The organism is Terrirubrum flagellatum, from assembly GCF_022059845.1.
GTDB lineage: Bacteria > Pseudomonadota > Alphaproteobacteria > Rhizobiales > Beijerinckiaceae > Terrirubrum > Terrirubrum flagellatum.
Window position 1 is genome coordinate 3,098,606 of sequence record NZ_CP091851.1, and the last position, 23,696, is coordinate 3,122,301.

Here is a 23,696-nt window from a genome sequence, read left to right on the forward strand (position 1 = left end):
CCGCCAATTCTTTTAACCGCCGCGGAACGATCATCATGGCGACCTTAAGCCCGCATCAGGTTGCAGCCTATCGCGATGACGGCGTCCTGTTCCCTTTCTCCGTGCTGACGGAGAAAGAGCGCGCCGCTGGCCTCGGCGTCATCGATCGCATCGACGCGATGCCGGCCGAGACGCGCAAAGGGCTTCTGCTGCACAAGACACATATGGTTTCAAAGACCCTGACCGACATCTGCCGAAGTCCGCGTATTCTCGATCTGGTCGAAGGCTTGATCGGACCGAACATTCTCGTCTGGGGAGCGAACTTCTTTCTGAAGGAAGCACATTCCGACGCCTATGTGAGCTGGCATCAGGACGCGACGTATTGGGGACTCGAGCCGGCGGATATCGTCACCGCCTGGGTCGCCTTCATGCCGAGCACGGTCGAAAGCGGCTGCATGCGCGTTGTTCCCGGCACACACAAGGATGGCCTCGTCGAGCATCGCGAAACCTGGGCGGCGGACAATCTTCTCTCGCGCGGGCAGGAAATCGCTGTCGACGTCGATCTCGACAAGGTGGTCGATGTCGTCCTGAAGCCCGGCGAGATGTCGCTGCATCATGTGAAGATCGCACATAATTCCGAACCCAACCGATCAAATCATCGCCGCATCGGCTTCGCGATCCGCTATGTCGCCGCGCATGTGAAACAGGCGGGCGGCGTTCGCGACAAGGCCATCCCCGTGCGCGGCGTCGATCGCTGGAATTATTTCGACCATGAGGACGGCGCGTCCGGCGAATTCCTGCCGGCCGATCTCGAACGTCACGCGCAATCGTGGGGCGGCACGCGGCTGGCGCCGAAACCGCCGGCGAAAGCATCCTGATTCATCTCGGCGATCAGCTCCGGAACATTCTCATGCGCGTCACCGACATCCGCTGCTTCGTGATCGAGACCAGCCCGCCGCTTTATCGTTATCGCTGGCGCAAAGGGCTAATGGGATCGCATGACGGGATTACGCCTGATCGCAAGCAGTTCACCGCCGTCCTTCGCATGGAAACGGACGAAGGAATCACCGGCGGCGTGCAGATCGAATCCTCGGCCCGCTACGCCCACGCGGTGTTAGACCTCACACAGCGCCGGCTCAAAAGCCTGGTCGGAGAAAACCCGCTGAACACCGAACGGCTCTGGCATCTCATTTGGGAAATCGATCGCGTCGATGAGATGCATATGACGCATCTCGGACTTGTCGATTTGCTCGCCTGGGACATCAAATCGAAGAAAGCGAACATGCCGATCTGGCAGATGCTCGGCGGCAACGATCCGAAGGTGCCCGCCTATGCCTCAACCGTGACGTGGGACACGATGGAGGAATATGAGCGCTATATCAAACAATGCGTCGATGTCGGCTTCAGAGCGTTCAAGCTGCACGCCTGGGGAGATGCAAAGGAAGACGCGAAGCTGTCGCGCAATCTGCGCAAATGGGCGGGTCCCGACGCCGACCTGATGTTCGACGGCTCAGCCGGTTGGGATTACGTCACCTCGATGTGGTTCGGCCGCGTGCTCGAGGAATGCGGTTTTCTCTGGTATGAGGAGCCAATGCGCGAATTCGAACTCAACGGCTACAAAAAGCTTTGCGACGCGCTTGATATACCGGTTCTCGCAGCAGAAACATCGGACGGTTGCCACTGGAATATGGCGACATGGATCCAGATGGGGGCGCTCGACATGACTCGCGTCAACACCAATTTCAAAGGCGGCTTCACGGGATCGATGAAGATCGCCCACTTGTCCGACAGTCACGGCATGCGCTGTCAGGTGCATGGCATGGGGCTCGCCAACGCGCAGCTCTGCGCCGCGATCCGCGTGAATGACTATTACGAGCAGCTCGTCATCAATGAGACGCAGATCAATAATCTGAAGACGCTCGGCAAGCTCGCGATCATCAATGGCGACCTCAACGTGTCCGGCGAGCCTGGCCTCGGTTATGATGTCGACTGGGCGCATGTCGAGCGTAACGCCGCTACAAGCGCGTAAGCGATGGATGGCGTAGCGCTCAATCCGGCTCCGAAGGCGGCCCCGCTGCGCCGCCTTGCGGATGCCGTCGGCGATATATCCGAGAGCCGATACTGGGCGTGGTATCTGCTGGCGCCAAGCCTCGTTCTCATTTGCGCGGTGGTGCTCTATCCGACGTTGTGGGGCATCGGGCTGAGCTTCCGCGAAATGCGGCTCAACCGCCTTGATCTCGGAACCGGCTTCGTCGGCCTGAAACATTATCAGGCGATGCTCGACGATCCCGTGTTCTGGCTGTCGCTGCGCAACACCATTGTCTGGACGACCGGCGCCGTGATTGGCGAGCTTGCGCTCGGTCTCGCCGCCGCGCTGCTGATCAACCGCGATCTGCCGGGCTTCCGGCTCGCCTCGGTTCTCATCCTGCTGCCATGGTTTCTGCCGAACGTCGTCGCCGGCCACATGTGGGCGCTGATGCTCGATCCGCGGCTCGGCGTCATCAACGATCTTCTCGTGAAGGCAGGCCTTCTCACGGGATATAAGGCCTGGTTCGCCGATCCCGACACGGCGCTCGCATCTGCGCTGGTGGTCGAAATCTGGCACGGATTTCCCTTCTTTGCGCTGCTGCTGCTTGCGGGCTTGAAAGCCATTCCGCAGGATCTTTACGAAGCCGCGGCGATCGACGGCGCCGGCGCCGTCAGGCAGTTTCGCCATGTGACGCTGCCGCAGCTCAACACGATCATCGTCGCCGCCGTGGTTTTGCGCGTCATCAGCCTCGTCAATTCGCCTGATATCATTCTCATTCTGACCGGCGGCGGCCCCGGCCGCTCCACGCTCGTCCTGTCGCTGCACGCATTCCTGAAAGTGAACAAGGAATTCAATTTCGGCGCCGGAAGCGCCATCGCCGTGCTGCTGTTCATTCTGCTGATGGCGTTTTCCTATCTCTATGTCCGTCTCTCCAACGTGATGAAGGACTAGGGATGGCCCGCCTCCGCAACGTCTCCAGCATGTCCGGCCGCAAGCGCATCGGCGATATCCTTGCGACGATCGCTGTCGCGGCGATCGTCGCCTTCTCGATCTTCCCGATCGCCTGGACGCTTCTGGTCTCGCTGAAGCCGGAGGAGGATATCGTCACCGCGACCATGTCCTACATTCCGCGGCGCGTGACCTTCGAGAATTATATCGCGATCTGGACGCGCTCGAATTTTCCGATCCTGATCGGGAACAGCGCCGTGGTGACGACGATCACCGTGGCGCTTTGCACGATCGTCGGAACGCTCGCGTCTTACGCTGTGACGCGCTTCCGCTTCGCCGGGCGGCGCAGGCTGATGATGTTCTATCTCGTCGTCCGCATGTTTCCGGCGGTGATGATCATTATTCCACTGTTCGTCATCATGCGCGGCTTCGGGTTGCTCGACAGCCGGCTTGGCCTGGCTCTGGCCTATGCGACGTTCCTGCTGCCGGTTTTCATCTGGATGATGAAAGGCTTCTTTGAAGCCGTGCCGGCGGATCTGGAGGACGCCGCGCGCATCGATGGCGCAAGCCGGCTCGGCGCGATGGTCCGTGTCGTGCTACCGCTCGTCGTCGGCGGCCTCGTGGCGACGGCGGTGTTCATCGCTATCGGCGCCTGGAACGAATTCCTGTTTGCGCTGATGCTGACGACAAGCACGGGATCGCGGACGTGGCCGGTCGGGCTGCAACTGATGGTCGGCGAATTTCAACTGCCCTGGGGATCGCTCGCGGCCGGCGGCATTATTTCCATTCTGCCGGTGATGATGCTTTTCGCGATCGTGCAGCGCTCAATGGTGCGTGGCCTCACCGCCGGCGCAGTGAAGAGCTGACGCGAGCCGAGAGTCTTGCCGCGAGACGTGACGACGCGAGAAGACTGAAATCGTATTATGGCCAGGGACGGCCATGATCGCGCTCTCATGCCGATGGGTTCCTGGAGACGCATCGCCAAGGCGCGCAAGATAGAATCATGAACGCTACCAGTTCGCGATCCGTCCATCCGGTAAGACAGACTCGACCGCGGGAATGACTTCCTGTTCGAAAGGATGCCTGGCCGCCGCAGCTTCGTCGATCTCAATGCCGAGTCCCGGCATGTCAGGAACCATCCAGCTATGGTCCCTAAGTTGCAACGGATGCAAGGAGCAAATCTCTTCGAACCACGGCACAATGCCAACCGCCTCTTCCTGAATGACGAAGTTGGTGGTCGCCACGTCGAAGTTGAGCGCCACTGCGCCCGCCACAGGCCCCATAGGATTATGCGGGCATACACCCATATGCGCTGCTTCAGCAATCGCAGCGATCTTGCGACCGCCAGAGAAACCGACACAGTGGGCGAGATCAGGCTGGATATAGGCGACCGCGCGGGATTCAGCGATGTCAGCGAACTCGCGGGGCGTGAACAGTCTTTCTCCAGTCGCGAGTGGGCACTCCACCCGACGCGCAATATCGGCCATCGCTCTTGCATCGCCAGGCTGAATTACTTCTTCGCAGAAGAGCGGCTTGATAGGCGCTATGGCGTTGACGAAGGCGATCGCGGCGTCCACCGAGTCGGGACGTCCGTGGAAATCAACCATGATATCCACGTCGTCGCCGACGCGTTCGCGAACCGCCTGCGCAAGCTTTTCGGTATGGCGCACAGCTTTGATGGGCGCATCGTAACCATTGTAAGGCACGAAACCGAGCTTGATAGCATCGTACCCCATCTCGACAGTTTTCTGAACGGCGTCGCAATAGGCGCCAATATCGGAGGCAGGGACCTTGAATCCCGCCGCGCCGCGTCCCAGGTGCGTGTAGACGCGCACCTTGTCGCGCGCCTTGCCGCCCAATAATTGCCAGACAGGCGCTCCGAGCGACTTCCCTTTGATGTCCCAAAGCGCCTGCTCGATGCCTGAGACCGCCGTCAATCCGATCGAGCCCAGCGGCCAGAAGCTGAAGCGAGTCATCCTGTTGACGAGATGTTCGATGCGCATCGGATCTTCTCCGATGACGAACGGCGCCAGATCGTCGATTGCGCCTTTGACGGCTCGGGTCTTCCATTCAAGCGTCGCCTCGCCCCAGCCATGCAGTCCTGGCTGATCCGTCAGCACTTTGACGAAAATCCAGTTCCGATGAATTGCGTTGACGATGACCGTGTCGATACGAGTGACTTTCAAGATACTCGACTCCCTATCTTCGCTGGCCGCGCTCCGTTCTGGTGGGCGCTTATTCGACAACGTTGGCTTCGAGAAATGCGCGGTTCATTTCGATGCCGAGGCCCGGCGCGCGATTGAGCTTGAGGTTGCCGTTGGAATTATCGAGCGGCGCGTCGATAAGGTGATCATACTTCGAAAGATTCCATTCCGAGGTCTCGAGTTTGTAGAAATTCGGCACCGTCATCATCACCTGCGCGCCGGCCACGACGTTAATTGGTCCGGCGGCGTCGTGAGGCGACACCGGAACGTAGTAGGCTTCGCATAGCGCGGAAATTTTCTTCAGTTCAGTGATGCCTCCGGTCCATGTCACGTCGGGCATGATGTAGTCGGCCAGCTTGTTTTCAAGAACCGGCACGAAATCCCACTTGGTGTGACCGCGTTCGCCCCACGAAATCGGAGCGCTGACCTTCTCGCGCACCTGCTTGAGAGCATTGATGCTTTCGGGCGGGCAAGGTTCTTCGAACCAATCGATGTCGCCGGCCTCTTCGAGAGAGCGGCACAGGCGTATCGCTGTCGGCACGTCGAAGCGGCCATGCGCATCGATCAGGATTTCTATATCGCGGCCCGCGGTTTCCCTGATTAGCGCCGTCAACTCTGCGGCCTTCTGCTCATCCCTGCGCGTCATGCCGCCATCGAGGTAGCCCTCGCGCTGTTCACGGGCGACACCCTCCACGATCGGACCTTGTTGAGGAAACGGGTCGAACTTGAGCGCAGTGTGACCCGATTTCACGATGTCACTGATTTCGGCGATGATGGCTTCCTTGCTCGTGAACTTGCGCTGGTTTGGATGCGTATAGAGCGCAATTTCATCACGCACCGGTCCACCTAGAAGCTCATATATCGGCTTGCCAAGAGTCTTTCCGCGAATATCCCAAAGCGCGATATCGATCGCGCTGACGCATTCCACGGCCGCACCCCGGCTGCCCATATAAGTGAAGCTGCGGAAAAGCTTGTGCCAAAGGCGCTCGATATGCGCCGGATTTTCGCCGACCATCATATTGCTGATCTGCCGAAGCATTGCAGTGAGAGCGCGGTTCGCAATCTTTGTTGTTGTGGTGATCTCGCCCCAGCCGCTCAGGCCTTCGTCAGTCGTAACCTCTACAAACAAAAACTCGCCCCAATAGGAGGCTCCTGACTTGATGAGCCAAGGCTTGACGCCTGTGATTTTCATTTGTTTCACTCCCGCTAGGAAACACTTTTTGCTCGGTCGGAGCGCTATCCCGTGCGCGCTATTGCGCTCGCCCGCATTTGCTCAAGAATATGCTGGCCGGACCCTTCGACATGGCGCGCGACGAGCTCGGCGGCGCGATCGGCGTCGCCAGCTTTGATATAGGCGATAAGATCGCGGTGATCCTTCATGACCTGCGCTCGTCGGGCGAGTGTGAAATTGAACTGGCGACTGACCGCGCGAAGCACCTCCCGATGTTTCCACCAAAGCTCCGCTGCGTGTTGATTGTAATGTCGCTCATAGATCAGCGTGTGAAAATTGGTGTCGAGGTCGCTATGCCTGATGGGATCAGCAAAATTGTTGGCTTCGATCTGGCTCTGGATCCACTCAAGCTTGGCGATGTCGGCCTCCGTCGCCATCCCGACAAACCACCGCGTCAGCGTCGGCTCGATCAGGACGCCGATTTCGTAGATGTCGCGAATGAAATCGCGATCTATCGGCCGGACGCGAGCGCCCCGATTGCGCGTAAAGATGACAAACCCTTCGCCGCGCAAAAGCTGCAGCACCTCCCGGACAGGCGTCGTTGAGCTTCCGTGATGTTTCGCGAGATCCGCGACAACGAGCCGCTGGTTGGCCTTGAGCCGCCCGGAGACGATGTCTTCGCGGATCGCCTTGTAGAGGAGCGCGGCCCTTTCGGTGGAGGCGCCAATCGGGTCAATCCCCGCTGGCGGTAGAGCCTTGTAGTCACTGACCACGTCACACGCCTCCCGGACCCTGACCGTATGTGTATCCGGTTAGATAATATACGATCTAGCCACATTGACACGTAATCCTGGCTCTGCAACCGTCCGGTATTGGAGCGACGTCTCAGAAAAACAGCTTCAGATCAGGGTGGAGTTCAACGACCCAGCCAGCCGCCATCGGCGGAAAGGGAGGAACTGATGTCTAGTCTCGATCTCGGCCGCGCCATTCGTCGCGGCGTGTCGTCGGCTGCCATTGCGGCGTCGCTCATGGCCACGTCGGCATTGGCTCAACCTCCCGTCGACTTGACCAAGTGGTCGCCGGAATATGTTCGTTCGATCGCCGGCACAAAGGACTTCGATACGGCGGCCGATTGCGGCAAGGTGACGCCTTTGGATTACAAAGGACGTCTGACGTTTTGGTATCAAGGTGTTTTCGAAGGCGACCCTGATCTGCTGAGGCAATATTACAAAGACTTCTTTGCAGCGTTCAGGAAAACATATCCCAACATTCAGCTCGAGGATCAGGCGCTCACCTACAACGATCTGCTGGATAAGTTCCGAACAGCGCTGCTCGGCAACGCCGCTCCGATGTTGGTGCGGCTTCAGATTCTGGGCGGGGTCGAATTCGCCTCGAAAGGATATCTTCAGGAGTTAAAACCCGAAGATGTCGGCTACTCGACCGAGGATTTCTGGCCTGGAGCCATGAAGTCGAACATGTGGAAGGGTAAGACCTACGGGATCCCGACCAACAACGAGACGATGGCTTTGATCTGGAACGCTGACATATTCAAGCGTGCCGGACTCGATCCCGAAAAGCCGCCGGCGACCTGGGACGATGTGGTCAAGTATTCCAAGCAGATTCACGACAAGCTCGGAGTCTCGGGATACGGCCTCGTCGCCAGAAAGAACGCCGGCAATACGCCCTACCGATTCCTGCCGCAGCTATGGGGCTATGGCGGCGGCGTGTTTGACGAGGCCGCGTCGCGACCAGAGTACAAGCAAATTCAGCTGAACAGCCCGGCGAGCAAGAAGGCTCTGCAGGCGTCATATGATATGTATGTGCGCGACAAGTCCGTGCCTGTCTCAGCGTTGACCAATCAACAGGCTGACAATCAGCCGCTGTTTTTGGCTGGTCAGCTTGGCATGATGATTTCGCATCCCTCTGACTATGACGTCATGCAGGACCTGAAGAAAAAGGTCACGGGGAGCGACGTCCAGAAAGCCCAGACCGTCATCGACAACATGCGTTACGGCCTTATCCCGACCGGACCGGACGGCAAGCGTTTCGTCGTCTTTGGCGGCTCCAACATGCATATCCTTAAGCCCGAATATGTGGATGGCGGAAAGGTGGATCAGCCCGCCGCCAAGGCGCTCGCCTGCTTCTGGACGAGCCCGGAATGGTCTCTGAAGATGGCGTATGCCGGATCGAATCCGGGCAATCTCAATGGTTTCAAGACCAAATGGATGAAAGAGCGTCTGGAGAATATCAAGTTCCTCGACGTTACGACGTCCATGCTGCCTTACGGGGTTCCGTTCCCGACGATCCCGGAAACGCCGGAGATTATGAACATTGTTGTGCCTGACATGCTGCAGAATGCGCTCACGGGCACAATGAGCGTCGATGAGGCGGCGGAAGACGCCGCCAAGAAGATCAAGAACATCATGAACGGCGGCAAGCTATAATAGCTTGATGTCCAGCGTGACCGGCGACAGATCGGCGCCGGTCGCCATCTCTGACCACCAAGGCGCCATCGATGACCGCGGCGACAAGCCTGGCTGAGGCCAATCCGCGACCAGGTTCGACGTTTTTCGCCTCGCTAAGGCGGGCATGGGACCATCGCGCGGATTATCTCTATGTGGCGCCGGCGCTGGTGGTGATGCTGATCGTCATTGCCTACCCTATCTACTACACCGTCGAATTGTCGTTTTTTAATACGCCGCCAAGTCTTCAATTACGCGACAAAGAGTTTATCGGACTCGACAATTATTCCGTGATACTCGGCAGCGACGTGTTTTGGCGCGTCACTCTCAACACGTTCATCTGGACAATAGCCTCGACCGTCGTCGCCTTTGGACTTGGATTTGGGACGGCGCTCGCTCTTAACCGGGAATTCCATGGCCGCGGCGTGTTACGGGCCATCTTGATCATCCCCTGGGTCATCAGCGCTGTCGCAGCGTCCTATATCTGGAAGTGGATTTATCACTCGAATTTTGGCGTCATCGGCGCTGTTCTGGTTGAACTCGGCTTCGTCAACCGCCCTCCGAACTTCATCGACAGCGTCGGCACGGTCTTGCCGTCGCTGATCGTTGTGAATGTTTGGCGTGAATTTCCGTTTGCGATGATCATGATGACCGCGGGCCTTCAAACAGTGCCCGACCAGCTGCTACGGGCGGCGCGGGTGGATGGCGCCAGCGCGTGGCAGCGCTTCTGGCACATCACGTTTCCTCATCTGCGGGGCGTATCGACCGTTACCGTGCTGCTGCTTGCGGTAGCGAATTTCAATTCGTTCATCATTCCCTGGATCATGACCGGCGGCGGCCCCTCAAACGCTTCGCACATCTGGATCACGCATATCTATGAACTCGCCTTCGGTCGCCAGCGCTGGGGCATTGCGGCCGCATATTCGGTGCTGCTGTTCTTCATTCTGATGACGCTTGGCTATTTCTACGTTCGAGCGCTCAGCGGCGGCGAGCGGAAAGAGCGCGGCGCATGACGTTGATGGCCAACGACACTGTATCGAAAGTTCGCAAACCTATCGACGCCTGGCGTTGGGCTGGGCGTTTCTTCCTCCTTGTTATGCTGCTCTTTACTGCATTGCCCATGGTCTGGATGCTGCTGACGTCGCTCAAGTCCGGCTTCGCGGCGATGCAGTTTCCACCCCAATGGTGGCCAAACGAACCAACCCTGGCGAGCTACCGGAAGCTTCTGGATCCAAACAACAGCGTGGGTCAGGATTTCCTGCGCTTCTTCTGGAACAGCCTTTTCGTTTCGACGATGTCGACGATCCTTTCGGTCATTGTTGCGGTTCCCGCAGCTTATGCATTCTCGCGGTTCGAGTTTCCTGGGCGGAAATTTCTTTTCTTTTCAGTGCTGCTGCGAAACATGTTCCCCGCAGTGATCTTTCTTGTGCCGCTCTTTATCCTGATGCGCTTGCTCGGCCTTGTGAACACTCATGGCTCCTTGATCCTCACCTATCTCACGTTCGGTCTGCCGCTCGCGATCTGGCTGCTCAAGGGCTTTTACGACAACATTCCCTATCAGCTCGAGCAGGCCGCCCGGATTGATGGCGCGACCCGTTTCAAAGCGTTTCTCTTGATCGTGATGCCGCTTTCGACGCCCGGGATCATCGCCACGGCAATCTACTCCTTCATCGGCGCCTGGAACGAATACATCTTCGCCTACACGTTCCTGAACAAAAACGAGCAGCTGACGTTGCCAATCGGCATCCAACGCTTCTTTTCAGAAAATACGTCGGATTTCCCTGGACTCATGGCGGCGAGCTTCATGATGAGCGTGCCTGTCGTCGTGCTTTTCCTGCTGCTCCAGCGGTACTTCGTGCGCGCACTCACTGAAGGCGCTGTCAAACATTAGAAGGCAGTTCGCATGGCCCATGTGGTCCTCAGAAATCTTTTGAAGACATACAGCGGCTTCAAGGCTGTTAACGACGTATCGTTGACAGTCAATGACGGCGAATTCGTCGCGCTTGTAGGCCCCTCAGGCTGCGGCAAGACGACCACTCTCAACTTGATCGCCGGGCTTATCCCGGTCACCTCTGGTCAGATCGCGATCGGAAACCGAGTCGTCAACGACGTCGATCCCAAGGATCGCGATATCGCCATGGTTTTCCAAAATTATGCGCTTTATCCGCAAAAGACGGTCTACAAGAATCTCGCATTCCCGTTGCAGATGCGGAAGCTGCCTCGCGACGAGATCGACCGAAAGGTCAGAGAAGCGGCGCGCGTGCTCGACATGGCGCATCTGCTCGAGCGGAAGCCGCGCGAGTTGTCGGGTGGACAACAACAGCGTGTTGCTTTGGGCCGAGCGCTCGTGCGCGCTCCCTCTGTATTCCTGATGGACGAGCCTCTTTCTAACCTCGACGCCAAGCTGCGCGTGCAGATGCGTTCAGAGCTCAAGCGCTTTCATCAGCAGCTCAAAGCTACGATCATATATGTAACGCACGACCAGCTTGAAGCTGTGACGATGGCGGACAAAATGGCGGTGATGAACGGCGGATTCCTGCAACAATATGATACGCCCGCCCAGGTGTTCGCCCATCCGGTGAACATGTTTGTCGCTGGCTTCATCGGCAGCCCGGCTATGAGCCTGATCCCGCTTGAAGCCTCGACGGTCAACGGCGGCGCCGTCCTGAGCGGATCGACGGACTGGACCCTTTCGCTATCGCCAGCCAACGCCCAAAGGGTGCAGCGCGCGAAGACAAAAAAAGTTGTGCTGGGCGCGCGGCATTCCACAATCAAGCTTAAGAAAACCCCTGCGTCTGGGGCGGTTCCGGCCAGGGTCTATACGGTCGAGCCGACCGGCGATGTAACCTTCGTGCAGGCGTCGCTCTCTGGCGCCATGGTCAATGTCAGCGTCCCGCCCAGCGTCGCGGTCTCTCCGGACGAACCAATCTGGCTGGAGTTCGACCAGGAAAATATCCACCTGTTCGATGGTGAAACCGAAATGGCTTTGAGGCCGAATTGATGCAGCGCCGCGTCGGGCGCAATGCAAGAGTTCGCCCTCGGCTAGCTTCTCATTTGAGATATGTGAACGCTGGCGATAGCGAGAAACGAGGACTGCAATGACTCATACGCCTGAAATCGTGCGCCCGCCCAAGGAATTGGTCGATGGGCTGAGGGATATTGGAGCGGCGACGGTCGCGGGCACACTGGGACATATGGGCTTTCGCAATCCCCATATGGTGGGCCCGGTTGCGCAGAATCGCCACAAGTCGATCGTAGGACCGGCGTTGACCTTGCAGTTTATGCCGCAGCGTCCCGATCTCTTTAATGAAGGCGAGTACGCCGACCCGGAGACGCAGTTGCATCGACACGTCTTGTATCACGTCCAAGAGGGTGACGTCGTTGTGGTGGATGCGCGTGGTGATATGAGTTCGGGCGTGTTCGGCGACATGATGTCGACCTACTTCAAAGGAAAAGGCGGCGCCGGCATCGTCATCGACGGCTGCATGCGTGATCGACCCAATATCGAACGGCTTGACTTGCCGTTGTGGCTGCGCGGATGGACGGCGAATTATCACGTTCAGACCACGATTTACCCCAACGCCGTCAATGTTCCCATCGCATGCGGCGGCGTAACTGTGATCCCAGGCGATATCATAGTCGCCGACGACGATGGGGTTGTCGTGGTCCCGGTGTCCATGGCGAAGGCTGTCATAGACGAAGCGAGAAAGCATAGTGAATGGGAAGTCTATTCACGCATGAAGCTGTTGGAGGGAGCCCCGCTGCAGCGATATTATCCGCTGCACCCCGATGCGAACGCCGAATACGAGGCGTGGCGCGCCGCCAATAAGACCTCTTGATCCACAGACCGCTGGCGCTTGGGATAAGCGGCGTCCTCCCGCCCACTTCCCGATGTTGCCAGCTTCTCGCACCGCCTCTTCAATCTCGCAGGAGACCTCATGAAGATCGTCGACGTCAAGACGGCTGTCGTCGCCTACCATGGCAAGGCCACGCTGGTGAGGATCGACACCGACATTGGCGTTTCAGGCTATGGCGAAGCCAACCCCGACGCTGGAGCCGCAGCGATCGTCGGACTGATCTCCGAGTTGAAGTCCGAACTGGTCGGCGAAGACCCCCGCAATGTCGAATATTGCTGGGAGAAGATTCGCCGCAAACATGTGTTTTCCGGCGCGCAATCAGGAGTTTTTCTGATCGCGCTCAGCGGCATCGAGATGGCGCTTTGGGATCTCGCAGCCAAGGCGGCGGGCCAGCCTCTTTATCGCATGTTCGGCGGGAAATTCCGCGACCGCATCCGGCTTTACGCCGACTGTGGTGACGGCGACCACCCCTCCGGGTCCGTAGAAGGTTGCATCGCGAGAGCGAGGCGGATGGTTGAAGAAGGTTTCACGGCCCTCAAGTTCGACATCGACGATCTCAGACACCCGGCCAAATTCGACGCTGTCAATCACACGATTAACGGCGCCGAGTTGCGATCTATGGTCGAGCGGGTCGCCGCTGTTCGCGACGCCATCGGACCCGACGTTGATCTTTGTATCGACTTGCACGCGCGGTACGATGTTCCAAGCGCTTGCCGCATCGCCGACGAGATGGAGCGCTTCAAATTGCTCTGGCTGGAAGAGCCTATTCCGGCGGAGAATGTCGAGGCGCTGAAACAGATTCGGTTACGCAGCAAAACGCCGATCTGCGTGGGCGAAAATCTGTATCTGCGTTGGGGCTTCCGCGAATTATTCCAGCAGCAGTGCGCCGACGTGGTGATGCCGGACGTCCCAAAATGCGGCGGTCTTTCCGAGAGCCGGAAAATCGCTCATCTCGCCGAGATCTATTATTTGCCCTTCGCTCCGCATCTCGTTTCCACGCCGCTTGGCACAATGGCGACCTGCCATGTCTGCGCGACAGTGCCTAACTTCCTCGTGCTGGAGTGGCACGCCCTCGAAGAGCGCGCCGTGTGGGACAGTTACGTCCAAGCGCCCGACAATGGAAAATCAATAGTCGAGGATGGCCACATCGCCTTGCCAGATGCGCCGGGAATCGGGGTTGAGCTGAATATGGAAAACGTCCGCAAACACGCGATCTTTGGTTTCGATGTTTTTGAGTAGATCACCCTTGCAGCCCATGGCGCCCTTTCGGCCAAACTCATTATCCGTCCCTACCAGCGTCTGGAGCATGCTCAACACATCTGCAGATGACGCAGGCGCATGATGCGCCATTCGTTTCAATAGACGCATGTTGCGCCGGGCAAGTTTGTGTCCCCGATGAGCGCTCAGGCGGCGGATATGATCGGGTTTCGCCATACGTCAGGCTCATCGCGAAGCGAACGTCTGCTTACGAGAGCACTTTCGACCCGACGATCGGCAGCTTCGGGTCAATTTTTGGCATGGCAGAGCGCAAAATTTTGAGCACTGCGCAGCCTCGTTCGCGTTGAAACACGCGATGTCACACTGGGCGGCGCACCGAGCCTCTTATCATTGGCGTCGTGGCTGGAAGGTGTGCTCCTTCGCCGGAAATCGTCCGGCGCGAACATCGTCCGCGTAGCTTCGCGCGGCGTCTGCGATCAGCGGACCCAGATTTGCGAACCGTTTGACGAAGCGCGGCTGGAACTCCGAAAATAAGCCAAACATGTCGTCGGAAACCAGTATCTGGCCGTCGCACGCCGCAGAGGCGCCAATGCCGATCGTGGGAATGGTGATCGCCGCGGTGATCTCTCTCGCGACCGGCTCGACCGTTCCCTCCACCACGAGCGCGAAGGCGCCGGCCTCGGCGATGGCGACAGCATCCCCACGGATTCTAGCGGCTTCTTCGTCAGTATGACCCAGCGCGCGAAAGCCGCCAGCCGTGTTGACCATCTGCGGCATCAATCCGACATGGCCGCAAACCGGTATGCCTCTCGCGGTCAGAAATGCGACGGTCTCCGCCATTTCCTGGCCGCCCTCTAGCTTCACGCCATCACAACCCGTTTCCTGCATGATCCGCGCCGCGTTCCGGAAGGCCTGTTCTTTCGACTCCTGATAGCTGCCGAAGGGAAGATCGACGATGACGCAGGCATGCGCGACACCGCGCCGCACGGCGCGGCCGTGAGCGATCATCATGTCGAGCGTGACAGCGACCGTGGTCTCCATGCCATAGAGGACCATGCCGACGGAATCGCCGACCAGAAGCAGATCGCAATGTGGATCGAGAAGGCGGGCGATCGGCGTCGTATAGGCGGTCAGGCAGACGATGCGCTCGCCTCCTTTCCTCGCCTGTATCGCTTTCGTCGTCAGCCGCTTTTGTTCGCCTTGGGCGCTCATGCCTCGGCTCCCGCCAAGGTTTTCGCCTTTGTGCCGAGAACCCGATTGTCCAGGAGGCGCGTCGCTCCAACACGCACAAAGAGCGCCACGAGCGCAGGAGCCGACTGAAGCGACGAAAGCCGCTCCAGCGTATCGGGATGACGAACCGCCACCACCTCGGCCACAGCGAGAGGCTCCGTCGCGATAAAGCGGCTCAACGTGTTCTCAAGTTCCGTCGGGTCGTCGCAGCCCGCTTCGTAGAGCCGCTCCGCCTCTGCCAGCGCCCTGGGCACGATAGCCGCCGCCGCTCGTTCCTTCTCGCTGAGATAGACGTTGCGCGAGGAGCAAGCGAGCCCATCGGATTCTCGCACTGTCGGCACGGCGACAATGCGCACGGGTTGCGCGAGGTCTTCCACCATTCGCTTGATCAACGTGACCTGCTGATAGTCCTTCTCGCCGAAATATGCGGACTGCGGCTGCACAAGGTTGAAGAGCTTGGTGACCACGGTGGCGACACCGGCGAAATGTCCAGGCCGCACCTCGCCCTCAAGCTTGTTTCCAAGTTCAGGCACGTCGACGACGGCTTGCATGGGGCGCGGATACATCTCTGCGACGCCGGGAGCGAACAGCGCATCGACTCCCGCTTCGACCAGCATCGCACTATCGCGCGCGAGATCGCGGGGATATTTCGCGAGATCCTCGTTCTGGCCGAACTGCAGCGGATTGACGAAGATCGAGACGACGACGACATCGGTTTCCGCTTTCGCGCGAGAGACCAGCTCCATGTGCCCCCTGTGCAGATAGCCCATGGTCGGCACGAAGCCGATCGATTTGCCGTCGAGACGAAAGCCTTGGAGGCGATCGCGCAGTTCAGCGACCGTATTGATGATGCGCACGAGAACTCTGCTCCACTCTTGCGTCGCGGGCGGTCGTTTACCGCGTCGCGGAGGCTGTCGCCACATCATCAGGGAGATGTGTCATCAGGAAGGACAGGACGCTGACAGACGAGGGCTGCTTAGCCTGGCCTTTTTGCGATAACAGCTCACACCATCACGAAGTTTGCAGTCTCATTTCAAGCTCTGGGAGGACGGCGAAGAGGTCGCCGACGAGGCCGTAGTCGGCGACCTCCGTCCCGCCCCTTCTCCGAATACGTCAGCCCTGTTTTGGAAGCGCCTGATCATCGTCGGCACATCTTCAAACAGCGCCCGCCGCGCTTCAGTAGCGCAGTAGCAGATCCACGACTGCCCGCTCTCACTTCATCACGCGCTCGGGCCTTCGCACTTTGAACAGTCGGCCAGTCTTTTGCGATCGACGAATATCTCGGCAAACTGCCATGTCGACCATCCACCAGCGACTTTACGGACTCCAAGCCTTGATTCCGCAAATTCCTCCCTGTTTCCTTCCCTGCACCAGGGAAGGCCGGCATAGAGACGCCCTCGCACCGGACTGCGTCCGCCGCCACCGAGCCCTCGCGAGCAACGCCGGTGTCCCAGCTCTCTCAGACGCGCTAAATTTCAAAGGGTTGGCGGCGCACACAGCGGTCTGCGAAGTCGAATTTCGCCTACTTGCCGGTCATTTGCGTCGTTATCCGATAAAAGCCTCTGGCCGCGAATTTCCGTGTCCTCGATACCGTTTGCTCTTGCAACGCGGGCCTTCCGAAGGCGGCGGGCGATCGCCTGAAACTAGCGCCAGAGAGCCGTCAGCGGTCCCCGCCGCCCATGCACCGGATCGCATTCGGGCTTCTTTGTCTGCGCGATGCTCTCAATCGCTTCGCGGCGATCCTCGGCGCTAACGCATTCGTCGTACTTGCCGTAAGGGGATAAGCGCCGACCACGAGAAAATCGGAGCTCGCCCCTAACCGTTGATGGCTCGTTGGCGCCATTTCCGGACATTGGCGCGCTATTCCCGAAGCGGACACTCCCCTCAGCATGAGGTGAGCTCCCCGGCAGGTCTTCGCCCGTCAATATCATCAATCTGGAATGAAAGGCTTATGTGCGGCTGTTCGGACGCAGCGCTTGGGAGATGTTCGCGCGCGGTGAGAATCTCATCAGTTCACGAAACTATGCGCCCCTCTGCTTACGATCGAATGTCTGTCGCTTGGAGGGTTTCAGGCAATGCAGCGACGCAAACGAGGATCAGAGCGCCGGCGCAGAGAAGCACAACGGAAACGGCCGATGAACCGAACGAGGACACCAGGAGCGTCGTCAAAATCGGTGTGACTCCGCCGGCGATGGCGCCAACCTGATAGCCAAGAGAGATAGCCGTATATCGATATCGGACGGCAAACAGCTCTGGATACCACGCGCCGGGCGTCGCATTGTTGATCCCGGCCGCCAATCCCATCGCGGCTATGATGGCGATGATTACGAGGATATTTGAACCGCTACTTAGCATTGGCAGGAAGACGAGCCCCAATAGGCTGGTGACCAGTCCGCCAATGAGCGCGACCTTCCGGCGTCCTATGCGATCCGACAAAGCGCCAAAGGCCGGTGTCACAAATAACGACACGAAGGAAGCCAAGCTTAAGCCGGTCAAATAGAGGGTGGCCGGAAGTTTTAAATTGCGCACGCAATAGTCGAGAGCAAAAAGCGTCGCGATGTTGAACAAGATCGTCTCACCCATCCGCGCGCCCGTTATGAGCGCCAGACGCCCGGGTTGCTTGAGCAAAACCTCAGCGATCGGCGGGCGCGTGGGACGCTTGCCCGCCTCGCCTGCAAACTCCGGCGTCTCCTTCAATTTATGCCGAATAAGAATACCAGGAATCACCAAGAAGAGGCTAAGAATAAAAGGGATTCGCCACCCCCACGCTATAAAGGCGTCATGGGGCAACATTGCAGCAACGGAAAACACGCCCGTCCCGAGCAGGTTTCCAACGGCGAGTCCAAACAGCGCCGATGATGCAAAGAGCCCGCGGCGGTGCGAGGGGGCGCTTTCGCTCGCCATCAACGCAGCCCCGCCAAACTCTCCGCCGTTCGCCAGGCCTTGAATGAATCTGAGCGCGACCAACAATATCGCAGCCCATATTCCAATATGATTATATGTAGGCAACAGGCCCATGAGGACGGTCGCTGCGCCCATCATGACGAACGTCGCCAACATCGTCGGTTTGCGTCCGATCCGATCGCCGAGGTGGCCGAACAGCACGGCCCCCAATGGTCTTGCCAAATACGCAACCGCCGACGTCGCAAAGGCGAGCAGCACCCCGGGCGTTGGGTCGAAAGACGGAAAAAACTGACTCCGAAAGACGAGGCTCGAAGCGCCGACGAAAATGGAGAATTCATAGTACTCGACTGTGCTGCCGAGAAGACTGCCTATCCAGATATTTGGCGATACCCGCGCCGTCTGCGTAGATGCGCTTGGAAGCGCGGAGGCGAAAGGAGCGATCGTCACGTCACGTTGTCCTTCGACCTCTTCTGTATGCATGCACGCCGAGCTAATTTACCGGGGACTGCCGTATTCTCGTCGCGCGGTTCAACAGAGCAGCTTTTGGTCTGCGGTCGAGCCCTTCGGATAGCATACCGATCGGGCCAAAACCGTTGCGTGACGCACGCAAGCCAAGCTCTGTCTTAACAAGGGCGATCGGCCCGACGCCAAAGCGGTAATGCCCCTTCGCGATCGCTAGCGCGTCGACCTCGCTTCTGACGACAAGCACTCTGCCATGCATCGTGGGGACCGCACCTCGCAATTCCCGCACGGTACGATAAGCAAAAATGGTTGTAAAATTGAGATATTGTGCGAACTTATGCGTATTTTCTATAATACGCGGAGCGAGCTCCGGAGGACCTCATGCAAGCGAAACAGTTAGAGGCGTTTCGACTTGTCATGGAAACGGGAAGCGTTTCGCGCGCCGCGGCACGGCTGAACGTGACGCAACCGACCGTGAGTCGCCTGCTGAGCGATCTCGAGCGGTCGACCGGCTTGACATTGTTTGACCGGAAGCAGGGCAGCATACGCCCCCGTCAGGAAGCCATGCTTTTTCGAGACGAAGTTGAAAAGGTTTTTCTTGGCGGAAATTATCTTGAACGGGTCGCGGCGGCGCTAAGGGACAATTCCGGCGTTCGCCTGCGAGTGGGAATCTTCCCGGCTTTCAGCGAAGCCGTGATGCCTCCTTTGGTCGCTGCTTTCCGCGCCGAATTTCCGAAAGTCAATCTTGCGCTCTCTATCACCAGCTCGTTAGCGCTCATCGAACAAGTGGCGGCCGGAGCTGTAGATTTGGCGATCGTCGCAGGGGCCGTCTCGCACGCCAGCGTGGAATCCGTTGCGACTTTCTCGATACCATGCGTTTGCGCCTTGCCAGCGAACGACCCGCTAGCCAAGCACAATATTGTGGATCTCCGCTCGTTGGAAAGCGAGAGCATTATCTGGATGGATTCTCGGTCGGAAATCACCTCCGGCGTTCGCCGCGCAACGCAAGCGCCGGGGATGCCGACCGTTACGGGACTGGAGGTCAATCTGGCGCAGGCCGCGTGCAAGCTCGTCGCTTTGGGGCTCGGCCGAGCCATTATAGACCCCATCACAGCGAGCGGATTGAGTGATCGCCGGCTCGTTCTTCGTCGCATCCGGCCTACAATAGAATTTCGATTTTCGATCATTCGCTCCGTTGTGCTCAGGCTCTCTGCAGCTGGAGAGGCCTTCATCGAGCGTTTGACATCGAGATGCGACAGCTTCAGCCGCGCGGCGGAGCAATCGAAATCGAAACATCGTCGTGCGACTTCACATCGAAAGTAAGCTTGTCAACGCCCCAATAGATCTCACCCTTGTAGACGCTTCTTACAGCATTGAGGACTGCATCGGATACGCCCGGCTTGTCCATAGCTGGGCCGTGATGGGTCGTTACTAGCCGCCGTACGTTCAGATCGTTGGCGAGCTGCCCCATCAAGATGGGCTTTGATGAGGCAGCATCTTGTGCGTCAAATTCAAAAGAATTGAGGTAGTGCACGAGCACGTCGACATTACTGGCGATCGTGCGGAGACTATCGCAATATTGAGGATCACGACCAATCGCAATGTCGCTGGTGTAACAAACTACACCCGACTTTCCTTCCACACGGTAGCTAAAGCTATCGAGGTAAGGCTGATGATGCTGCACTGGAGAATATGTAATTTGAAGATCGGGCAGATTGAACGATCCGGCGCCCTCGATTTCCGTGACTGCGAAGTTAGGCCACGGGCGTGGAAGCCGTCCGCCGCGACTTAAATAGATATCCAGGCTGCGCGCATGGCTCGTTCGCGCGGTCAAGTCGGCCTGAAAAGCGCCGTCCGGCCCAAAAAGCTTGTCTATCATCCGGCGTGTGCCCTTCGGCCCGATGATCTCAGGCAACGCCCTTATGCCTCCGAAGCGATCCCAACAGCAAAAGAGAGTTCGCGCCAAGTCGCCGACGTGATCGAAATGAAGGTGGCTCAAGAGGATATTGTCGATGTCTGTCGGCTGAACGCCGCACTCAAGCAGACGGGTGACTGCGCCAGGTCCGACATCGATCAATATTTTTTGATTGTTTTCCTCGATCAGGTGCCCGGTGGAGGCTCGTGTCAAAGAGGGCAATGGCGACCCGGTTCCAAGCAGCGTCAGTCTCACGTTTGACCTCTTTGTCCGCCGTTTCGGGCGAGATCGACCTTAACCTCTGGTTCGCCGCGTATTGAAATCAATAATTGGGGAGAAATTATACGAGTCAGCTATAATTTGAACGCAGAGGTTTGATCAGTTTTTTCAACGTCGGCATCGCATGCGCGCCACGACTGGCGAACTGGACCAGAAGTTCGGCGGGAACAATCCAGTACTTGGCGGTCGTCGCGCCGTTGCGGAGAATTTTCGGCGCGCAATAAGAAAACTCAACGCGCGTTGGCCCCGACCAAAACAGAGGCGCCAGCGATTTGCCCAACTGTCACAGGTTTAATCGGCATGCGCTGTCTGAAATAGCCGACGTCTTCCTGGCTTCGCCCGCTGAGAGAAGACATGACTTCGGTGATCGTATGCCCGCACAACCTGCCCTGACATGGCCCCATCCCGCAACGAAGGAAACCTTTCACCTGGTTCGGTCCCATAGCGCCTTCGCTCACCGCTTGCGCGATCTCGCCGCGCGTCACCTCTTCGCAACGACATAGAATGATGTCGTCCGCCTCCGGCGCGACGAAGCATTCGGCCGGCCGATAGAGCGCTTCCAGAAATGGCCTTACGGCGCGCTCTTGCGCGAGCGCGGAGCGAACAGGCGCGCTCATCGCGTTCCGCTCGTCCTCGCCGATCATACCCAGATCATGAGCGACATCGATTGCAGTGAGAACTCCGCTCAGCCGAGCCGATATCGCGCCGGCGATGCCGGCTTCGTCGCCCGCGATCCAGAGCCAGGACTGGCTGGAGCGACCCCAGCCATCGAGTCGCGGGCGCCAACACCGTTGCCGATTGTCCCAGAAATGTTCGCATCGCAACGCCATGGCGAGGTTCACATTCGGCGCGAGGCCATGATGCAGCGCCACGCGCTCGGCGTCTTCGCGGCGCCAGCGCTCCCCCACGCGCCACCTGACGCCGCGAGCCGCGTCATCGCCTTCGATCTCGATTTCCTCGACGCCTCGGACGACTGGAACGCCGGCGGCGCGGAGTTCGCGCAGCATCCCAAGCCCCTTGATCAAGTAATGTGGGGCAAGAAGCGCGCGCGGCAGATGAGCAAGCGCCGGGATCAGGTTCCGCCGAGGCGTCGTTTCAAGGATCAGCCGGGGCCGAAAGCCGGAGCGACAATACTGTGCGGCGACCAAGTAGAGCAGCGGCCCGCCGCCGATGAAAATCATATCGTCTTCGACGAGACTGGCGGATTTCAGCAGAATCTGAAGCGCGCCAGCCGTCATGACGCCCGGCAAGGTCCAGCCGCGGACCGGAAAGGGGCGCTCCATGGCGCCGGCGGCAGCTATGATCCGGCGCGCAAGGGTCAGGCCAGACTGTTCGCGCGATCGCCAATAGATCTCGCCTTCAGAAACGCACCAGACCAACGTCTGCGGTCGATGCTCCGCGCCGCAACGCTGGAACGCCTCGACGAGTTCAAGTCCGGCGTAATAGTCCGGCCCCAGAATGCTCAGGCGATCTTGCGCGGGGCGCTGAGCGACATCTCGATAAATTTGTCCGCCAGGACGGGCCGCTTCGTCAAAGACCACACAGCTGAGCCCATGCTTGCGCGCTTCGATTGCGGCAGCCATCCCGGCCGGCCCCGCGCCAATGATCGCGACATCGAACGACGCGTTCATTGAATGATCTCCGCTGAGCCGGCCTGAGCCTCGACGATCATGCCGCTTCGCACCGTCTCAAGACAGGCCTGCCGATTGGGTTCGCCGTCCACCGTCACCAGGCATTCGAAGCAGACGCCCATCATGCAATAGGGACCACGAGCGGCGCCCGAACGCGGCGTCTGACGAAAAGCTCTGACGCCAGCGCGAAGCAGCGCCGCCGCAAGATTCTCTCCTTCGAAGGCGGAGATGGTCCGTCCTTCAAAATCGAAGGCAGCATCGAATTCGCCGGGATCAAGAAGCTGGAACACTGAAACGGTCCGGAGAGAAAGCGTGATGGGCCGGAGCGAGCCGACCTTCGGAAAGAGCCGCCGCAAGCGGGCCGGCGTGAAAGGGCGCGAGCGTGACGCCGCTGTGAACAGTAACGAGAAAAGCGCCGGGATATTTCGCCGACTCGGTATAGATTGGCATCCCGTCCGGCGACATCACGCGCAACGCGCCCCAACTGCGAACGGCCCTCGCACGGGCAAGCAGCGGCAGGGCCGCAACCGCACGCTGGGCCGTCGTCCGCAACACGTCGGTTGTCGTCCGATCATCCAAACCGGTCTCTTCGGAAGATTCTCCGAAGATGACGCCGCCCTCCACGGTCTGGCGGATGAAGCTGATTCCATAGCGCAAGAAGGGATTGAGCTTTTCAGTGACAAGGATTTGTCCTCTGACGGGGCGAACGGGCGCCGAGAGTCCCAGAAAAGGCGCGAGCAGCCTGTTTCCGAGCCCCGCCGCCAGGATGACGCGATCCGCCGTCCATTCGCCCTTCGCCGTCTTGATGCGAAAGCCGGCTCCGTCTGGCGAAACGCTTTCAACGGCGTGATGAGCGCGGTAGTCGCCGCTCCTTCTGAAAACCGCAATCAGCGCGCGAAGCAGATGGAAGGGATTCGTCGCGCCATCGTCGCTGCAGAATGTCGCGCCGACGACCGCCTTTCCAACCTCCGGCAACATCTTGCGAATGCCGGCGTTGTCCATGACCTCAACATGGCTTCGCACCGTGGCGCTGGCTTCGAGATCGGACAGCATCCGAGTGCGACGCTCAAGCTCGGTGTCGGAGAAGCAGAAGAAGAACGCGCCAAGCCTGCGGAAATGAAGATCGATGCCGCTTTCGCTTTCCAGCTTCAGCGCGAACTCGTTCCAGTCCTTTGCCGCCTGTCGCGTCAAATCGGCGTAGGCCGGGCCGCCCGCGCCTTTTCCCTGCACCCAGACATTGCCAAGATTCCCCCGCGCCGCTCTGAACGCAACATCGCCTTCGTCGAACAGCGTCGCCTTCTTGCCGGACGAGGCAAGTCCGTAGGCGACGCTTGCTCCGACAATGCCCCCGCCAATGACCGCGAATTCAGTTGTGCTTTCCCCGGCCATGCCGCCCGGCCCGATCCG

The 23,696-nt window shown here is 58.9% G+C and carries 21 protein-coding genes; 11 read left to right on the plus strand and 10 right to left on the minus strand.

What is annotated here, in order from left to right:
• The first annotated feature begins 35 nt into the window (after positions 1-35).
• From L8F45_RS15000 to L8F45_RS15015, 4 genes are read left to right on the plus strand one after another with little or no spacing between them, the layout of a single operon-like run.
• A complete protein-coding gene (locus L8F45_RS15000; RefSeq protein ID WP_342358684.1) occupies positions 36-857 on the plus strand; it encodes a phytanoyl-CoA dioxygenase family protein in 822 nt (273 codons plus the stop codon).
• A complete protein-coding gene (locus L8F45_RS15005; protein ID WP_342358685.1) occupies positions 809-2,008 on the plus strand; it encodes an enolase C-terminal domain-like protein in 1,200 nt (399 codons plus the stop codon). The genes L8F45_RS15000 and L8F45_RS15005 overlap by 49 nt, the downstream gene beginning before the upstream one ends.
• A 3-nt stretch (positions 2,009-2,011) precedes the next feature.
• Positions 2,012-2,959, plus strand: coding sequence for a carbohydrate ABC transporter permease (locus L8F45_RS15010; protein ID WP_342358686.1), 948 nt, complete (start codon positions 2,012-2,014; stop codon positions 2,957-2,959).
• Between the two features lie 2 nt (positions 2,960-2,961).
• The gene (locus L8F45_RS15015; RefSeq protein WP_342358687.1) at positions 2,962-3,822 is read left to right on the plus strand and encodes a carbohydrate ABC transporter permease; all 861 of its coding nucleotides are present in this window, start codon (positions 2,962-2,964) and stop codon (positions 3,820-3,822) included.
• Between the two features lie 144 nt (positions 3,823-3,966).
• Here the strand turns inward: L8F45_RS15015 and L8F45_RS15020 are convergent, their stop codons facing one another.
• From L8F45_RS15020 to L8F45_RS15030, 3 genes are read right to left on the minus strand one after another with little or no spacing between them, the layout of a single operon-like run.
• Positions 3,967-5,142 (minus strand): enolase C-terminal domain-like protein, encoded by a 1,176-nt coding sequence (locus tag L8F45_RS15020; RefSeq protein WP_342358688.1) that lies wholly within the window; start codon positions 5,140-5,142, stop codon positions 3,967-3,969.
• 49 nt (positions 5,143-5,191) lie between these two features.
• Complete coding sequence (locus L8F45_RS15025) at positions 5,192-6,352, minus strand: mandelate racemase/muconate lactonizing enzyme family protein (protein WP_342358689.1); 1,161 nt, start codon at positions 6,350-6,352, stop codon at positions 5,192-5,194.
• A gap of 44 nt (positions 6,353-6,396) precedes the next feature.
• On the minus strand, positions 6,397-7,104 hold the full coding sequence (locus tag L8F45_RS15030; protein WP_342358690.1) for a GntR family transcriptional regulator: 708 nt from the start codon (positions 7,102-7,104) through the stop codon (positions 6,397-6,399).
• Positions 7,105-7,290: 186 nt separating this feature from the next.
• Between L8F45_RS15030 and L8F45_RS15035 the strand changes: the two genes are divergently transcribed.
• From L8F45_RS15035 to L8F45_RS15060, 6 genes are all read left to right on the plus strand, one after another.
• Positions 7,291-8,775 (plus strand): ABC transporter substrate-binding protein, encoded by a 1,485-nt coding sequence (locus L8F45_RS15035; RefSeq protein ID WP_342358691.1) that lies wholly within the window; start codon positions 7,291-7,293, stop codon positions 8,773-8,775.
• Between the two features lie 71 nt (positions 8,776-8,846).
• Positions 8,847-9,806 carry a carbohydrate ABC transporter permease gene (locus L8F45_RS15040; RefSeq protein ID WP_342358692.1) on the plus strand — a complete coding sequence of 320 codons (960 nt, stop codon included), beginning with the start codon at positions 8,847-8,849 and terminating at the stop codon, positions 9,804-9,806.
• Positions 9,803-10,684, plus strand: a complete 882-nt coding sequence (locus tag L8F45_RS15045; protein WP_342358693.1) for a carbohydrate ABC transporter permease — start codon at positions 9,803-9,805, stop codon at positions 10,682-10,684. Before L8F45_RS15040 ends, L8F45_RS15045 begins: the two co-directional genes overlap by 4 nt.
• A 12-nt stretch (positions 10,685-10,696) precedes the next feature.
• Positions 10,697-11,794, plus strand: a complete 1,098-nt coding sequence (locus tag L8F45_RS15050; protein WP_342358694.1) for an ABC transporter ATP-binding protein — start codon at positions 10,697-10,699, stop codon at positions 11,792-11,794.
• Between the two features lie 97 nt (positions 11,795-11,891).
• Positions 11,892-12,632 (plus strand): ribonuclease activity regulator RraA, encoded by a 741-nt coding sequence (locus L8F45_RS15055; RefSeq protein ID WP_342358695.1) that lies wholly within the window; start codon positions 11,892-11,894, stop codon positions 12,630-12,632.
• Positions 12,633-12,731: 99 nt separating this feature from the next.
• A complete protein-coding gene (locus tag L8F45_RS15060; RefSeq protein ID WP_342358696.1) occupies positions 12,732-13,889 on the plus strand; it encodes a mandelate racemase/muconate lactonizing enzyme family protein in 1,158 nt (385 codons plus the stop codon).
• A gap of 366 nt (positions 13,890-14,255) precedes the next feature.
• Here the strand turns inward: L8F45_RS15060 and panB are convergent, their stop codons facing one another.
• The 3 genes from panB to L8F45_RS15075 form a co-directional block, all read right to left on the minus strand.
• Complete coding sequence (gene panB / locus L8F45_RS15065) at positions 14,256-15,080, minus strand: 3-methyl-2-oxobutanoate hydroxymethyltransferase (RefSeq protein ID WP_342358697.1); 825 nt, start codon at positions 15,078-15,080, stop codon at positions 14,256-14,258.
• Positions 15,077-15,955: a pantoate--beta-alanine ligase gene (gene panC / locus L8F45_RS15070; protein ID WP_342358698.1), complete on the minus strand. Its 879-nt coding sequence runs from the start codon at positions 15,953-15,955 to the stop codon at positions 15,077-15,079. The genes panB and panC overlap by 4 nt, the downstream gene beginning before the upstream one ends.
• 1,180 nt (positions 15,956-17,135) lie before the next feature.
• Positions 17,136-18,449 (minus strand): MFS transporter, encoded by a 1,314-nt coding sequence (locus L8F45_RS15075; protein WP_342358699.1) that lies wholly within the window; start codon positions 18,447-18,449, stop codon positions 17,136-17,138.
• Between the two features lie 396 nt (positions 18,450-18,845).
• Between L8F45_RS15075 and L8F45_RS15080 the strand changes: the two genes are divergently transcribed.
• Positions 18,846-19,787: a LysR family transcriptional regulator gene (locus L8F45_RS15080; protein ID WP_342358700.1), complete on the plus strand. Its 942-nt coding sequence runs from the start codon at positions 18,846-18,848 to the stop codon at positions 19,785-19,787.
• On the opposite strand, the gene L8F45_RS15085 is transcribed toward L8F45_RS15080, so the two are convergent.
• From L8F45_RS15085 to L8F45_RS15100, 4 genes are all read right to left on the minus strand, one after another.
• On the minus strand, positions 19,726-20,634 hold the full coding sequence (locus L8F45_RS15085) for an MBL fold metallo-hydrolase (RefSeq protein WP_342358701.1): 909 nt from the start codon (positions 20,632-20,634) through the stop codon (positions 19,726-19,728). The two genes, L8F45_RS15080 and L8F45_RS15085, sit on opposite strands and share 62 nt — an antisense overlap.
• A 254-nt stretch (positions 20,635-20,888) precedes the next feature.
• A complete protein-coding gene (locus L8F45_RS15090) occupies positions 20,889-22,289 on the minus strand; it encodes an FAD/NAD(P)-dependent oxidoreductase (RefSeq protein WP_342358702.1) in 1,401 nt (466 codons plus the stop codon).
• Positions 22,286-22,579 carry a (2Fe-2S)-binding protein gene (locus L8F45_RS15095; RefSeq protein WP_342358703.1) on the minus strand — a complete coding sequence of 98 codons (294 nt, stop codon included), beginning with the start codon at positions 22,577-22,579 and terminating at the stop codon, positions 22,286-22,288. The genes L8F45_RS15090 and L8F45_RS15095 overlap by 4 nt, the downstream gene beginning before the upstream one ends.
• Complete coding sequence (locus L8F45_RS15100) at positions 22,563-23,678, minus strand: NAD(P)/FAD-dependent oxidoreductase (protein ID WP_342358704.1); 1,116 nt, start codon at positions 23,676-23,678, stop codon at positions 22,563-22,565. The genes L8F45_RS15095 and L8F45_RS15100 overlap by 17 nt, the downstream gene beginning before the upstream one ends.
• Positions 23,679-23,696 lie beyond the last annotated feature (18 nt).

Coding starts and splice junctions, on each gene's coding strand:
- L8F45_RS15000 (WP_342358684.1), top strand. CDS start 36: ATGGCGACCTTAAGCCCGCATCAGGTTGCAGCCTATCGCGATGACGGC.
- L8F45_RS15010 (WP_342358686.1), top strand. CDS start 2,012: ATGGATGGCGTAGCGCTCAATCCGGCTCCGAAGGCGGCCCCGCTGCGC.
- L8F45_RS15015 (WP_342358687.1), top strand. CDS start 2,962: ATGGCCCGCCTCCGCAACGTCTCCAGCATGTCCGGCCGCAAGCGCATC.
- L8F45_RS15025 (WP_342358689.1), bottom strand. CDS start 6,352: ATGAAAATCACAGGCGTCAAGCCTTGGCTCATCAAGTCAGGAGCCTCC.
- L8F45_RS15035 (WP_342358691.1), top strand. CDS start 7,291: ATGTCTAGTCTCGATCTCGGCCGCGCCATTCGTCGCGGCGTGTCGTCG.
- L8F45_RS15040 (WP_342358692.1), top strand. CDS start 8,847: ATGACCGCGGCGACAAGCCTGGCTGAGGCCAATCCGCGACCAGGTTCG.
- L8F45_RS15045 (WP_342358693.1), top strand. CDS start 9,803: ATGACGTTGATGGCCAACGACACTGTATCGAAAGTTCGCAAACCTATC.
- L8F45_RS15050 (WP_342358694.1), top strand. CDS start 10,697: ATGGCCCATGTGGTCCTCAGAAATCTTTTGAAGACATACAGCGGCTTC.
- L8F45_RS15055 (WP_342358695.1), top strand. CDS start 11,892: ATGACTCATACGCCTGAAATCGTGCGCCCGCCCAAGGAATTGGTCGAT.
- L8F45_RS15060 (WP_342358696.1), top strand. CDS start 12,732: ATGAAGATCGTCGACGTCAAGACGGCTGTCGTCGCCTACCATGGCAAG.
- panB (WP_342358697.1), bottom strand. CDS start 15,080: ATGAGCGCCCAAGGCGAACAAAAGCGGCTGACGACGAAAGCGATACAG.
- L8F45_RS15080 (WP_342358700.1), top strand. CDS start 18,846: ATGCAAGCGAAACAGTTAGAGGCGTTTCGACTTGTCATGGAAACGGGA.
- L8F45_RS15090 (WP_342358702.1), bottom strand. CDS start 22,289: ATGAACGCGTCGTTCGATGTCGCGATCATTGGCGCGGGGCCGGCCGGG.
- L8F45_RS15100 (WP_342358704.1), bottom strand. CDS start 23,678: ATGGCCGGGGAAAGCACAACTGAATTCGCGGTCATTGGCGGGGGCATT.